Source organism: Kitasatospora cinereorecta (assembly GCF_024172095.1).
Lineage (GTDB): Bacteria > Actinomycetota > Actinomycetes > Streptomycetales > Streptomycetaceae > Kitasatospora > Kitasatospora cinereorecta.
Map to the genome: position 1 here is coordinate 482,791 of NZ_JAMZDX010000002.1, position 12,891 is coordinate 495,681.

Annotated in this window: 9 protein-coding genes; 7 read left to right on the forward strand and 2 right to left on the reverse strand. The window is 73.1% G+C overall.

What is annotated here, in order from left to right; translation table 11 throughout:
* The first annotated feature begins 54 nt into the window (after positions 1 to 54).
* From FHR36_RS09080 to FHR36_RS09100, 5 genes are read left to right on the forward strand one after another with little or no spacing between them, the layout of a single operon-like run.
* Positions 55 to 942, forward strand: coding sequence for a carbohydrate ABC transporter permease (locus FHR36_RS09080; RefSeq protein WP_253795518.1), 888 nt, complete (start codon positions 55 to 57; stop codon positions 940 to 942).
* A 14-nt stretch (positions 943 to 956) separates the two neighbouring features.
* Positions 957 to 1,826: a carbohydrate ABC transporter permease gene (locus FHR36_RS09085; RefSeq protein ID WP_253795520.1), complete on the forward strand. Its 870-nt coding sequence runs from the start codon at positions 957 to 959 to the stop codon at positions 1,824 to 1,826.
* Positions 1,827 to 1,858: 32 nt separating this feature from the next.
* The gene (locus FHR36_RS09090; protein ID WP_253795522.1) at positions 1,859 to 3,442 is read left to right on the forward strand and encodes a glycoside hydrolase family 13 protein; all 1,584 of its coding nucleotides are present in this window, start codon (positions 1,859 to 1,861) and stop codon (positions 3,440 to 3,442) included.
* Positions 3,443 to 3,498: 56 nt separating this feature from the next.
* On the forward strand, positions 3,499 to 3,861 hold the full coding sequence (locus FHR36_RS09095) for a DUF1304 domain-containing protein (protein ID WP_253795524.1): 363 nt from the start codon (positions 3,499 to 3,501) through the stop codon (positions 3,859 to 3,861).
* Complete coding sequence (locus FHR36_RS09100; RefSeq protein ID WP_253795526.1) at positions 3,858 to 4,409, forward strand: TetR/AcrR family transcriptional regulator; 552 nt, start codon at positions 3,858 to 3,860, stop codon at positions 4,407 to 4,409. The genes FHR36_RS09095 and FHR36_RS09100 overlap by 4 nt, the downstream gene beginning before the upstream one ends.
* 22 nt (positions 4,410 to 4,431) lie before the next feature.
* Here FHR36_RS09100 and FHR36_RS09105 read toward each other — a convergent pair whose 3' ends face one another.
* Entirely contained in the window at positions 4,432 to 7,194 is a 2,763-nt protein-coding gene (locus tag FHR36_RS09105; protein WP_253795527.1) for a lectin, read from the reverse strand.
* Positions 7,195 to 7,335: 141 nt separating this feature from the next.
* Entirely contained in the window at positions 7,336 to 8,370 is a 1,035-nt protein-coding gene (locus FHR36_RS09110) for a glycoside hydrolase family 18 protein (RefSeq protein ID WP_253795528.1), read from the reverse strand.
* 147 nt (positions 8,371 to 8,517) lie between these two features.
* On the opposite strand from FHR36_RS09110, the gene metH reads away from it, so the two are divergent.
* Both metH and FHR36_RS09120 read left to right on the forward strand, forming a co-directional pair.
* Positions 8,518 to 12,021: a methionine synthase gene (gene metH, locus FHR36_RS09115; RefSeq protein WP_253795529.1), complete on the forward strand. Its 3,504-nt coding sequence runs from the start codon at positions 8,518 to 8,520 to the stop codon at positions 12,019 to 12,021.
* Positions 12,022 to 12,159: 138 nt separating this feature from the next.
* Positions 12,160 to 12,861 (forward strand): HAD family hydrolase, encoded by a 702-nt coding sequence (locus FHR36_RS09120; RefSeq protein ID WP_253795530.1) that lies wholly within the window; start codon positions 12,160 to 12,162, stop codon positions 12,859 to 12,861.
* The last annotated feature ends 30 nt before the right edge of the window (positions 12,862 to 12,891 follow it).

Sequence of the window (12,891 nt, forward strand, 5' to 3'; positions counted from 1 at the left end):
GTCCGGCCCGGGCGCCGGCCCCCGCCCCACCCACCCCTCCTTGGAGCTCCACCCATGGCGGCGATCCGCACCTCCACCCGGCAGCGCGTCCGGCAGAACCTCACGGCGCACGGCTTCCTGCTCGGTGCGCTGCTCTGCTTCGGCTACTTCTCCTGGTACCCGATGGTCCGTGAAGTGGTCATGAGCTTCCAGAAGACCAAGCGGGGCCGTACCACCTGGGTCGGACTGGACAATCTCGACCGGATCGTCCAGGACCCGGCGTTCTGGCAGGCCTGGCGCAACACCCTGCTGTTCACCGTACTGGCGCTGCTGCTCGGCTTCGCGGTGCCGTTCGTGGTCGCCGTCCTGCTCAACGAGCTCCGGCACGCCAAGGCGTACCTGCGGGTGCTGGTCTACCTGCCGGTGATGATGCCGCCGGTCGCCTCGGTGCTGCTCTTCAAGTACTTCTACGACCCCGGCCACGGCCTGTTCAACCACCTGCTGGCCGGGCTGGGCCTGCCCACCCTGGCCTGGCTCAACTCCTCGACCACGGCGATGTTCTCGGTGGTGCTCGCGGCCACCTGGATGACCATGGGCGGCGCCACCCTGATCTACCTGGCCGCCCTGCAGAACATTCCCGGCGAACTGTACGAGGCCGCCGAACTCGACGGCGCCGGGCTGCTGCGCCGGATCTGGCACGTCACCGTCCCGCAGACCCGGCTGATCCTCTCGCTGCTCCTGCTGCTGCAGATCGTCGCCACCATGCAGGTCTTCGTCGAGCCATTCCTGCTCACCGGCGGCAACGGCCCCGAGGGGTCCACCACGACCGTCGTCTACCTGATCTACCAGTACGCCTTCAACTTCGACAACTACGGCAGCGCCTCGGCACTCGGCCTGGTCATGCTGCTCGTGCTGGCCGGCTTCTCCGGGCTGTACGTGCGGCTGAGCCGCAGCGCCGACTAGGACGGGAGCCCGCGATGCGCACCCTGATCTCCGACACCCAGCTGAACCGGCCCGGCGGGCGGCGCGCCTACCGGATCGTGCTCGTCCTGGTGGTCCTCGTCTTCACCCTGGTCTTCCTCGGCCCGCTCTACTGGCTGGTCACCGGTGGGCTGAAGTCCACCCGGGAAGTGATCCAGAACCCGCCGACCCTCTTCCCGCACCAACTCCACCCCGCCACCTACCGCGAGGCCTGGAGCCAACTGCGGATCGGGCGGCTGCTGTTCAACACCCTCTACTACGCCTTCGGCGCGCTCGCCCTCCAGCTGGTCTTCGATGTGGCCGCCGCCTACGCGCTCTCCAAACTGCGCCCGGTGCTGGGGAACCTGATCCTCGGCATGATGCTGGCCACCCTGATGATCCCGGCGGCGGTGCTGATCGTCCCGCAGTACCTGACCGTGCTCGACCTGCCGCTGCTGCACGTCAACCTGGTCAACACCCCGTGGGCGATCTGGCTGCCGACGGTGGCCAACGCCTTCAACATCTTCCTGCTGAAGCGGTTCTTCGACTCCATCCCCGAGGAGCTGATGGCGGCCGCCGCGATCGACGGCGCGAGCCCGCTGCGGGCGCTGTGGTCGATCGTGCTGCCGATGTCCCGGCCGATCCTCGGCGTCGTCTCGATCTTCGCCGTGGTGAACGTCTGGAAGGACTTCCTCTGGCCGCTGCTGGTGCAGCCCGACCCGAGGAACCAGCCGCTCAACATCGGCATCAACTCCCTCTCGCTGGGCGTCTCGCAGAACGTGGTGATCGCGGCGCTGGCGATCGCCTCGGCGCCCACCGTCGTGTTCTTCCTGATCTTCCAGCGCAACATCATGGCCGGCCTGACCTCCGGCGGCCTCAAGGGGTGACCCCCCGTGGACCTCTGAAAGGAACCCCTACCGTGGAGCCCTCCGACTGGTGGCGGACCGCGGCGATCTACCAGGTGTACCCGCGCAGCTTCGCCGACGGCAACGGCGACGGCGTCGGCGACCTGGCCGGGATCCGCGCCCGCCTGCCGTACCTCGCCGAACTCGGCGTCGACGCCGTCTGGTTCAACCCGTGGTACCCCTCGCCGATGGCCGACGGCGGCTACGACGTGGCCGACTACCGCGACGTCGACCCGGTGTTCGGCACCCTGGAGGAGGCCGAGAAGCTCATCGCCGAGGCCCGCGACCTCGGCATCCGGACCGTCGTCGACATCGTCCCCAACCACGTCTCCGACCGGCACCCGTGGTTCCGGGACGCCCTCGCGGCCGGCCCCGGCAGCCCGGAGCGCCAGCTGTTCCACTTCCGCGAGGGCCGCGGCGAGGACGGCGAACTGCCGCCCAACGACTGGCAGTCGGAGTTCGGCGGCGACGCGTGGACCCGGATCGACGACGGCCACTGGTACCTGCACCTGTTCGCCGCCGCCCAGCCCGACCTCAACTGGGACCACCCGCGGGTCCGGTCCGAGCACGAGTCGATCCTGCGGTTCTGGTTCGACCGCGGCGCCGCCGGCGTACGGATCGACTCGGCCGGGCTGCTCGCCAAGGACCCGGTCCTGCCCGAGGTCGACCCCGGCGCGGGTGTGCACCCGTACGTCGACCGCGACGACCTGCACCCGATCTACCGGTCCTGGCGGGCGGTCGCCGACTCCTACCAGCCGGCCCGGGTGCTGATCGGCGAGATCTGGGTGCCCGACACCGAGCGCTTCGCCCGCTACCTGCGCCCGGACGAGCTGCACACCGCCTTCAACTTCGATTTCCTGGCCCGCCCCTGGGACGCCGAGGCGCTGCGCGAGTCGGTCGACACCACGCTCGCCGCGCACGCCCCGGTCGGCGCCCCGGCCACCTGGGTGCTGTGCAACCACGACGTGACCCGGACCGCCACCCGCTACGGGCGCACCGACACCCGGTTCGACTTCGCGGCCAAGGCCTTCGGCATCCCCACCGACCGCGCGCTCGGCCTGCGCCGGGCCCGCGCCGCGGCGCTGCTCTCGCTGGCCCTGCCCGGCTCGGTCTACCTCTACCAGGGCGAGGAGCTCGGCCTGCCCGAGGTCGAGGACCTGCCGCTGGACCGGCTGCAGGACCCGATGCACGCCCGCTCCGGCGGCACCGACCCCGGCCGGGACGGCTGCCGGGTCCCGCTGCCCTGGTCCGGCACCGAGCCGCCGTACGGCTTCGGCGCGGGGGAGTCGTGGCTGCCGCAGCCGGCCGACTGGGCCGGTCTGACCGTCGAGGCGCAGCAGCGGGACCCGGAGTCGATGCTCGCGCTCTACCGGGCCGCGCTGCGGATCCGCCGGGCGGGGATCGGCGGCGACTTCGCCTGGCTGCCCGCGGCGCCGGGGGTGCTGGCCTTCGAGCGCGGCGACGGCTTCGCCTGCGTGGTCAACCTCTCGGCGGCCGGCGCGCAGCCCCCCGCCCACCGCGAACTGCTGCTCGCCAGTGCCCCGCTGCGCGACGGGTGGCTTCCGCCGGACACCGCGGTGTGGCTGCGCCGCTGGTGATTTCCCGGACAGCTGTCTATGATTCCTGGACAGTTGTCCGGAAAGTGGGAGTGGTCATGCAGGTCCTCGCGAACGTGCTGGTCGGGGCAGTGGCAGCGCTGCACGGCTGGATCCTGGTGCTGGAGATGTTCCTCTGGGAGCGCCGGCCGGGCCGCGGCCTGCACGGCTTCGACCCCGAGCTGGCCCGGGCCACCGCCCCGCTCGCCGCCAACCAGGGCCTCTACAACGGCTTCCTGGCCGCCGGGCTGGTCTGGGGCCTGATCGCCGCCGACCCGGTCGGCTTCCAGGCCCAGGTCTTCTTCCTGTCCTGCGTGGTGGTGGCCGGCCTCTACGGCGCCGCCACCGCCAACCGGCGGATCCTGTTCGCCCAGGCCCTGCCGGGGGCGATCGCGCTGGCCGCCGTCCTCGCCGCCCGATGAGCGACCCCCGCGCCGAGCGGACCCGCGGCGCCCTGCGCGCCGCGCTGCTCGCCGAGTGTGCCGAACGCCCGCTGGACGAGGTCAGCGTCTCCGCCGTGGTCCGGCGGGCCGGCGTCGGCCGGGCCACCTTCTACCTGCACCACGAGGACCTGCGGGCACTCGCCGTGGACGCCTGCGCCGAGACCGTCCGGGACGCCGTCGACGCCCTGCACGCCTGGCGCGGCCTCCCCGACCCCGCCGTACCGCCGCCCGCGCTGGTCGACTTCCTGACCGCCACCGCGCAGCGGGCCCGGCTCTACCGGGCGCTGCTCGCCCCGGGCGGCGGCGGGCCGCTCGGCGAGCTGATGCACCGCGAGCTGCGCGAGCGCAGCCTGCGCGAACGCGAGCTGCGCGGCGCCCCGCACGCCGACCTGGTCGCCACCGCCGTGGCCGCCACCTTCACCGCGCTGCTCGCCGACTGGCTGCACGGCCTCGTCCCGGCCGACCCGGCCGAACTCGCCGGGCAGGTCTGGCGGCTGCTGATCGCGCTGCACACCGCCCGGGTGTGACCGGCCGCCGTCCGCGGCGGCGTCAGCGGGCCGGTGTCCACCGCTGGGCGGCGGTGCCGTTGCACTGCCAGAGCCGCAGGCGGGTGTCAGTGGCGGTGGTGCCGTCGGGCGCGTCCAGGCAGTGCGGCGACGGCGTGTTGCGCAGCGACCCGTCGGCCTGCGGCCACCACTGCTGGGCGCCGGTGCCGTTGCAGTCCCAGAGCTGGACGGCGGTGCCGTCCGCGGTACCGCTGTGGTCGACGTCCAGGCACTTGCCGAGGGCGCGCAGGGAGCCGTCGGAGGCCAGCGTCCACTGCTGGGCGGCGCTGCCGTCGCAGTCCTGGAGCCGGACGGCGGCGCCGTTGTCGGTGCGGCCCCCGTCGACGTCCAGGCAGCCGCCGCCGGGCCCGGTGACCGGGCCGGTGACGGGGTGGGCCGGGCCGACGTCGAACGACGGCGGCCGGTCCCCGGCGGCGGCGCCCCACTGCGGGTCCGGCTCGGCGGACAGCGTGAAGGCCAACCGGCCGCCGGTGCGGACGAAGTCCTCGCTCAGCCAGGCCCGTCCGGTGGGCGTCCCGTCGACCGTGAGCGCGTGCACGTAGGGGTGGTCGACCGAGGCGTCCGGCGCGTCGATGTCGATGGTGGCGCCGTTGCCCCGGTACACCGTCACCGCGGGGAACAGCGGGCCGGCGAGGACGAGTTCGGCCCGCCCGGGCACCTGCGGGTAGAGGCCGAGCGCCGCCCAGACCGCCCAGGCGGACATCGCGCCGAGGTCGTCGTTGCCCGGCTCGCCGCCCGGCGAGTCGTCGAACAGCCCGCTCCACGCCCGGCGCACCACGTCCTGGGTGCGGTCGGGCCGGCCGGCCTGGACGTACGCCCACGGGGTGTTCAGCGAGGGCTCGTTGCCGAGGTAGGCGTACGGGGAGCGGTCGCCGGCGTTGAGCTGGGTGAAGAAGTCGTCCAGCCGCCGGGTGACGGCCCCGTCGCCGCCCATCGCGTCGAACAGGCCGCGCAGGTTGTAGGGGACCATCCAGGTGTACTGGGCGGCGCTGCTCTCCACGTACTCGGCCAGCTGGTCCGGCCGGAAGTCGGGCCAGCCGTGGTCGGCGCGGCGCGGAGCCAGGTAGCCGACGTCCGCCCGGTAGAGGTTGCGCCACCCGGTGGCGCGGTGCAGCAGCAACTCCCGGGCGGCGCCGTCGCCGAGGCGCTCCGCCAGCGCGGCGAGGGCGAAGTCGGCGGTGGTGTACTCCAGCGTGGTGGACACCGGCCCGGCCACGTCGGAGGTGTCCACCGGGATGTACCCGGTGTCGTCGTACGGCCCGTGCCCCGGCCGCTGGCGGGGGTCGGCGCGGCCGGCGAGGGCGGCGCGCAGCAGGCCCGCCCGGTCGAAGTCGTCCGCGCCGAACGCGGCCAGGGTGGCGGCCATGGCGGGCAGCGGGTCGCCGACCATGACGCCGGTCGGGCCGTTGGCGACTGTCCAGCGGTCGAACCAGCCGCCGGACGTCCCCTGGTCGGTGATCGACTGGGCGATGTCGGCGCCCTCCTGCGGCAGCAGCAGGCCCAGCAGCTGGATCTGGCAGCGGTAGACGTCCCAGCCGGAGTAGGTGGCGTACTGGGTGTGGCCCGACCGGGTGCGGTGGACCTGCCCGTCGAAGCCGAGGTAGCGCCCGTCGGTGTCGCTGAAGGTGTTGGGGTGCAGCAGCGCGTGGTACAGGGCGGTGTAGAACACCCGGCGCTGCGCGGTGGTGCCGCCGGCCACGGCGATCCGGCCTAGCAGCGCGTTCCAGGCGTCCCGGGCGGCGTCGCGCAGGGCGTCGAAGTTCGCGCCGGGCGGGACTTCGCCGAGGTTGGCGCGGGCGCCCTCGGCGCTGACGAAGGAGATCGCGACCCTGGCGGTGACCGTCCGGGAGGCGTCGAGGTCGAAGCCGACCAGGGCGCGGGCGTCGGAGGCGGTCGTCCGCCGGTCGCCGCCGGCCTCGGCGGCACGGGGGCCGGCGGGGCCGTGCGCGGTGGCGTGGCCCGGGGTGTGCGGGACCACCGTGCTGGACCCGGTGGCGGACTGCCGGGCCGGGTCCGGTCCGGCCGGCCCGAGGATGCCGGCCGTGCGGAACGGCCGGTCGAAGACAGCGTGGAACCAGATCCGGTAGCGGTTCCCGGTGCCGCAGAAGCCGCCGCTCTCCGTCCAGCCGGAGATGCTGTCGGTGCCCAGCGTGATCGAGCCGGTGGCGCTGTTGAACGCCCGCCCGGCGTCGACGGTCAGCGCCGCCGTGTGGCCCGCCGGATAGCCGAACCGGGCCACGCCGTAGCGCCGGCCCGCGGTCAGCTCGGTGGTCACGCCGTTGTCGAGGGCGACCCGGTAGGACCCGGCGGAGGCCGACTCGGCGCCGTGCGAGAAGGTGGCGCTGTCCGCGGGCGTGTCGTCGAGGACCGGCAGGAACGGCGTGGTGCCGAAGTCGATGCAGCCCGCCCCGGAGAGATGGGTGAGGCTGAAGCCGGTGATCCGGTTGTCCCGGTAGTCGTAGCCGCCGCCGTTCTGGTACGCCACCGTGTCGGGGCTCCACTGCACCATCCCGAGCGGGGCCGCCGCGCCGGGGAAGGTGTTGCCGGCGGCGCCGCCGTTGCCGAAGTTCGGGGCGTCCGCCCGGGTGCCGATCAGCGGGTCCACGTACCGGGCCGGGTCGTCCACGGTGGTGTGCGCCGCCCGGCCGCCCGGACCGCCGGCCCGGGCCGGCCCGGCCACCCCGCCGAGCAGCACCGCCGCGGCCGCGACCGACAGCACCCGGGCGACAGCGGTCGAACGGAACACGGGTCCTCCTGGCACCGGCCGGCTGGTCGGCAGCCATCCTCCCGGCGCCGGCCCCGCCCGCCCGGGCGGACCGGGCCCGCAGTCGCCCGCTCGGACCAGCCCGTCCCGCCCGCCGGGTGACCCCGGCCCCCCGGACGGGCCTCAGACCCAGCCGTCGCGGTAGGCCGCCCAGTGGTCCGGGGTCGCGGTGAAGTCGACGTACAGGGCCAGGCCGAAGTTCTGGCGCCCGCCGGAGCCCAGGCCGAGTCGGGCGCCGCGGACCGCCGCACGGACCGTCTCGGCGGCGCCGCGGTGCGAGGAGGTGTCGTCCCAGTAGGCGGGCAGCCCCATCAGCAGGTCGACCTCCGGCGGCGTGGCCTCCAGCGCCAGCCGGGTCTGCTGGGCGACGTACCCGCCGTACAGCGACTCCACCGGCATCGCGGTGTCGTACGACATCACCGCGACCTGGTCCACCCGGCGGGCGACCTGGCCGAAGTACGCCTGGGACCACCACTTGCCGTGGCCGCTGAGCCCGGTGGTGACCACGTGCAGCCCGGGCAGCGGGTCGATCTGCGGGGCGGCCACCGAGAACGGCACCCCGGCCGCCCGGGTGACCGCGTGCACCTGGTCCAGCAGGGCGAGGAAGCCGGCCGAGTCGGGCCGCACCGGCTCCATGTCGAAGTGGACGCCGTCGAAGCCCAGCGCCAGCACCTGCCGGGAGGACGCGGTGACCCGGTCGCGGACGTCGGCCCGGTCCAGGTCCAGCCCCGCCTTCTCCGGCCGCACCACGTTGCCCAGCCAGGACTGCACCCGCACCCCCGGCAGCGCCCGGTGCGCCTGCTCGACGAACGTCCGGGCCTGCGGGTACAGCGCCGGGTCCAGCGAACCGTCGTGGGCCAGCGGACCGGTGTGCACGTACAGGTCGCGGATGCCCGTCCCGGCCAGCCGCTGCGCCAGGGCGGCCAGGTCGGCGTCGGTGCGCCGCCCGTCCACCCAGGCGTGGCCGAGCCAGAGCGCGTCCCGCCCGCGCGCGAGCGCGTCGGCGGCCGGGTCGCCGGCGTACTGCAGACGCAGCGCGGACGCCGCCCCGACCACCGGAAGGAGTAGTAGGACGACAGCGGTCGCCACCGCCACGCCGATCCGCTGCCAACGCGACCAACCCCTGCGGCGCAGGGCCCGCAACGGCCTGAGCTCCATGATCACCCCCACCTCTCGTGGAACCAGGACGCCCACGATGCGGAATGGGTTCCGTGCTGCGGCGCCGGTCCGGATACCCTGACCGCGTGCTCCCCCGCTCACGGAGGGGTGCATAGCCGACAGCCGTCGCACCCAGGGAGCAGCCCCATGGCAACCGCCGTCCCCTCGTCCACCCCGCAGGACCGCGCGAACGCCCTGCGCGAAGCCCTCGCCACCCGAGTCGTGGTGGCGGACGGAGCGATGGGCACGATGCTCCAGGCGCAGGACCCGACGATGGAGGACTTCCAGCAGCTCGAGGGCTGCAACGAGATCCTCAATCTGACCCGCCCGGACATCGTCCGCTCGGTGCACGACGCCTACTTCGCGGTCGGCGTCGACTGCGTGGAGACCAACACCTTCGGCGCCAACTTCGCCGCGCTCGGCGAGTACGACATCCCCGAGCGGATCTTCGAGCTGTCCGAGGCCGGTGCCCGGATCGCCCGCGAGTCCGCCGACGCGCACCGGGCCGAGGACGGCCGGCAGCGCTGGGTGCTCGGCTCGATCGGCCCCGGCACCAAGCTGCCGACGCTGGGCCACACCACCTTTGCGATCGTCCGCGACGGCTTCCAGCAGAACGCCGCCGGCCTGATCGCCGGTGGCGCGGACGCCCTGCTGGTGGAGACCAGCCAGGACCTGCTGCAGACCAAGGCCGCGATCCTCGGGTGCAAGCGCGCCCTGGCCGAGGCCGGTCTCGACCTGCCGATTCTGGCCCAGGTGACGGTGGAGACCACCGGCACCATGCTGCTCGGCTCCGAGATCGGTGCGGCGCTGACCGCCCTGGAGCCGCTGGGCATCGACTACATCGGCATGAACTGCGCCACCGGCCCGGCCGAGATGAGCGAGCACCTGCGCTACCTGGCCAAGAACGCCCGGATCGGCCTGTCCTGCATGCCGAACGCGGGCCTGCCGGTGCTCGGCAAGGACGGCGCCCACTACCCGCTGAGCCCCGAGGAGCTGGCGGACGCCCACGACACCTTCACCCGCGAGTACGGCCTCGCGCTGGTCGGCGGCTGCTGCGGCACCACCCCCGAGCACCTGCGCCAGGTGGTCGAGCGGGTCCAGGGTCGCCCGATCGCCCCGCGCGACCCGCAGCCCGACCCGGCGGCCGCCTCGCTCTACCAGGCGGTCCCGTTCCGCCAGGACACCTCCTACCTGGCGATCGGCGAGCGGACCAACGCCAACGGCTCCAAGAAGTTCCGCGAGTCGATGCTGGCCGGCGACTGGCAGGCCTGCGTGGAGATCGCCCGGGAGCAGATCCGCGAGGGCGCGCACCTGCTCGACCTGTGCGTGGACTACGTCGGCCGCGACGGCGTGCAGGACATGCGGGAGATCGCCGGCCGGCTGGCCACCGCCTCCACCCTGCCGATCGTGCTGGACTCCACCGAGCCGGACGTGCTGCGCACCGGCCTGGAGGCGCTCGGCGGCCGCGCGGTGCTCAACTCGGTCAACTACGAGGACGGCGACGGACCGGAGACCCGGTTCGGCCGGATCGCCGCGCTGGCCCGCGAGCACGGCGCCGGCCTGATCGCGCTGACCATCGACGAGGAGGGCCAGGCCCGCACCGCCGAGAAGAAGGTCGCCATCGCCGAGCGGCTGATCGAGCAGCTGACCGGCGAGTACGGCGTGGACGAGTCCTCGATCCTGGTGGACTGTCTGGCCTTCACCCTGGGCACCGGCCAGGAGGAGTCCCGCCGGGACGGCATCGAGACCATCGAGGCGATCCGGGAGCTCAAGCGCCGCCACCCGGCGGTGCAGACCACCCTGGGCCTGTCGAACATCTCCTTCGGCCTCAGCCCGGCCGCCCGCGTGGTGATCAACTCGGTCTTCCTCAACGAGTGCGTCGAGGCCGGCCTGGACTCGGCGATCGTGCACGCCGCCAAGATCCTTCCGGTGGCCCGGATCCCCGAGGAGCAGCGCGAGGTCGCCCTCGACCTGGTCTACGACCGGCGGCGCGACGGCTACGACCCGCTGCAGAAGTTGCTGCAGCTCTTCGAGGGCGTCAGCGCCGCCTCGGTCAAGGCCTCCAAGGCCGAGGAGCTGGCCGCGCTTCCGCTGGAGGAGCGGCTGCAGCGGCGGATCATCGACGGCGAACGCAACGGCCTGGAGGCCGACCTGGACGAGGCGCTGACGGCCCGTCCGGCGCTGGAGATCATCAACGACACGCTGCTGTCCGGCATGAAGGTGGTCGGCGAGCTGTTCGGCTCGGGCCAGATGCAGTTGCCGTTCGTGCTCCAGTCCGCCGAGGTGATGAAGTCCGCGGTGGCCCACCTGGAGCCGCACATGGAGAAGTCCGACTCCGAGGGCAAGGGCACCATCGTGCTGGCCACGGTCAAGGGCGATGTCCACGACATCGGCAAGAACCTGGTCGACATCATCCTGTCCAACAACGGCTACAACGTCGTCAACCTCGGCATCAAGCAGCCGGTTTCGGCGATCCTGGACGCGGCGCAGGAGCACCGGGCGGACGTCATCGGGATGTCCGGCCTGCTGGTCAAGTCGACGGTGATCATGAAGGAGAACCTGGAGGAGCTCAACCAGCGCGGCCTGGCCGCCGACTTCCCGGTGATCCTCGGCGGCGCCGCGCTCACCCGCGCGTACGTCGAGCAGGACCTGCACGAGATCTACCAGGGCGAGGTCCGCTACGCCCGGGACGCCTTCGAGGGCCTGCGGCTGATGGACGCGCTGGTCGCGGTCAAGCGCGGTGTCCCCGGCGCGGCCCTGCCGGAGCTGCGTCAGCGGCGGCACGCCCGGGTGGAGGTGGAGCAGGTCGAGGAGGTCAACCTCGGCCAGATCCGCTCGGACGTGGCGGTGGACAACCGGGTGCCGGGCCCGCCGTTCTGGGGCGACCGGATCGTCAAGGGCATCCCGTTCCAGGACTACGCGTCCTGGCTGGACGAGGACGCGCTGTTCAAGGGCCAGTGGGGCCTGAAGGCGGCGCGCTCCGGCGGCCCCTCGTACGAGGAGCTGGTGGAGACCGAGGGCCGGCCGCGGCTGCGGATGTGGCTGGACCGGCTGCAGACCGAGGGCTGGCTGGAGCCCGCGGTGATCTACGGCTACTTCCCGGCCAACTCCAAGGGCGACGACCTGATCGTCTACAACGAGGACGGCTCCGAGCGGACCCGGTTCACCTTCCCGCGGCAGCGGCGCGGGAAGCGGCTGTGCCTGGCCGACTTCTTCCGCCCCGAGGAGAGCGGCGAGCGGGACGTGGTCGCCCTCCAGGTGGTGACCATGGGCAACCGGGTCTCGGAGGCGGCCAACGAGCTGTTCGCCGCCAACTCCTACCGGGACTACCTGGAGCTGCACGGCCTGTCGGTGCAGCTGGCCGAGGCGCTGGCCGAGTTCTGGCACGCCCGGGTCCGCTACGAGCTGGGCTTCGGCGACGAGGACCCGCAGGACGTCCGCGACATGTTCGCGCTGAAGTACCGCGGCGCCCGGTTCTCGCTGGGCTACGGCGCCTGCCCGGAGCTGGAGGACCGCGCCAAGATCGCCGAGCTGCTGAAGCCCGAGCGGATCGGCGTGGTGCTCTCGGAGGAGTTCCAGCTGCACCCCGAGCAGTCCACCGACGCCATCGTGATCCACCACCCGGAGGCGAAGTACTTCAACGCGCGGTAACCCGGACGCTTCGCTGCGTTCGACACATCCGCGTCGACCAGGCGTATTCTTGATGATCCTGAACGGGCCGGTCCGCTCATAAGCGGGCCGGCCTGTGCCATCCCCGGAAACTGTGGGACCGACGGAAGGACAGCCGGTATGACGACCGTCTCCACCACCACCCGCGTCGGCGGATCCGGCTCCACCGGCCTGCAGGCCGTCCTGCTGGACATGGACGGCACCCTGGTCGACACCGAGGACTTCTGGTGGCAGGCCGAGGCCTCGCTCTTCGCCGAGCTCGGCCACGAGCTGGACCAGGCGGACCGGGCCCGGGTGGTGGGCGGCCCGATGAGCCGGGTGATCGACTACCTGCTGGCCCGCACCGGGGTCGGCCTCACCCCGGCCGAGCTGACCGTGCTGATCAACCAGCGCTTCGTCGACCTGCTGGCGGGCGGCGTGCCGCTGATGCCCGGCGCCGAGCTGCTGCTCAACACGCTGAACGCGCACGGCATCCCGGCCGCCCTGGTGTCCGCCTCGCACCGGCACATCATCGACATCGTGCTGGGCAGCCTGGGCGCCCACCACTTCGCCTTCTCGGTGGCCGGCGACGAGGTGGCGCGCACCAAGCCGCACCCCGACCCGTACCTGGCGGCGGTCGCCCGGTTCGGCGCGGAGCCGGCCCGCTGCGTGGTGATCGAGGACGCGCCGACCGGTGTGCTGGCGGCCGAGGCGGCCGGCTGCCCGGTGATCGCGGTGCCCTCGGTGGCCGTGATCGAGCCCGGACCGGGCCGCACGCTGCTCACCTCGCTGGAGCAGGTCGACCTGGAGCTGCTGCGCTCGCTCGCCGTGGCCCGGGTGTGAGATTGGTCTCTTTTTCGAAGATCGGCATTT

Bases quoted from the DNA above. Each gene is read 5' to 3' on its own strand.
- FHR36_RS09080 (WP_253795518.1), top strand. From the start codon at position 55: ATGGCGGCGATCCGCACCTCCACCCGGCAGCGCGTCCGGCAGAACCTC.
- FHR36_RS09085 (WP_253795520.1), top strand. From the start codon at position 957: ATGCGCACCCTGATCTCCGACACCCAGCTGAACCGGCCCGGCGGGCGG.
- FHR36_RS09095 (WP_253795524.1), top strand. From the start codon at position 3,499: ATGCAGGTCCTCGCGAACGTGCTGGTCGGGGCAGTGGCAGCGCTGCAC.
- FHR36_RS09100 (WP_253795526.1), top strand. From the start codon at position 3,858: ATGAGCGACCCCCGCGCCGAGCGGACCCGCGGCGCCCTGCGCGCCGCG.
- FHR36_RS09110 (WP_253795528.1), bottom strand. From the start codon at position 8,370: ATGGAGCTCAGGCCGTTGCGGGCCCTGCGCCGCAGGGGTTGGTCGCGT.
- metH (WP_253795529.1), top strand. From the start codon at position 8,518: ATGGCAACCGCCGTCCCCTCGTCCACCCCGCAGGACCGCGCGAACGCC.
- FHR36_RS09120 (WP_253795530.1), top strand. From the start codon at position 12,160: ATGACGACCGTCTCCACCACCACCCGCGTCGGCGGATCCGGCTCCACC.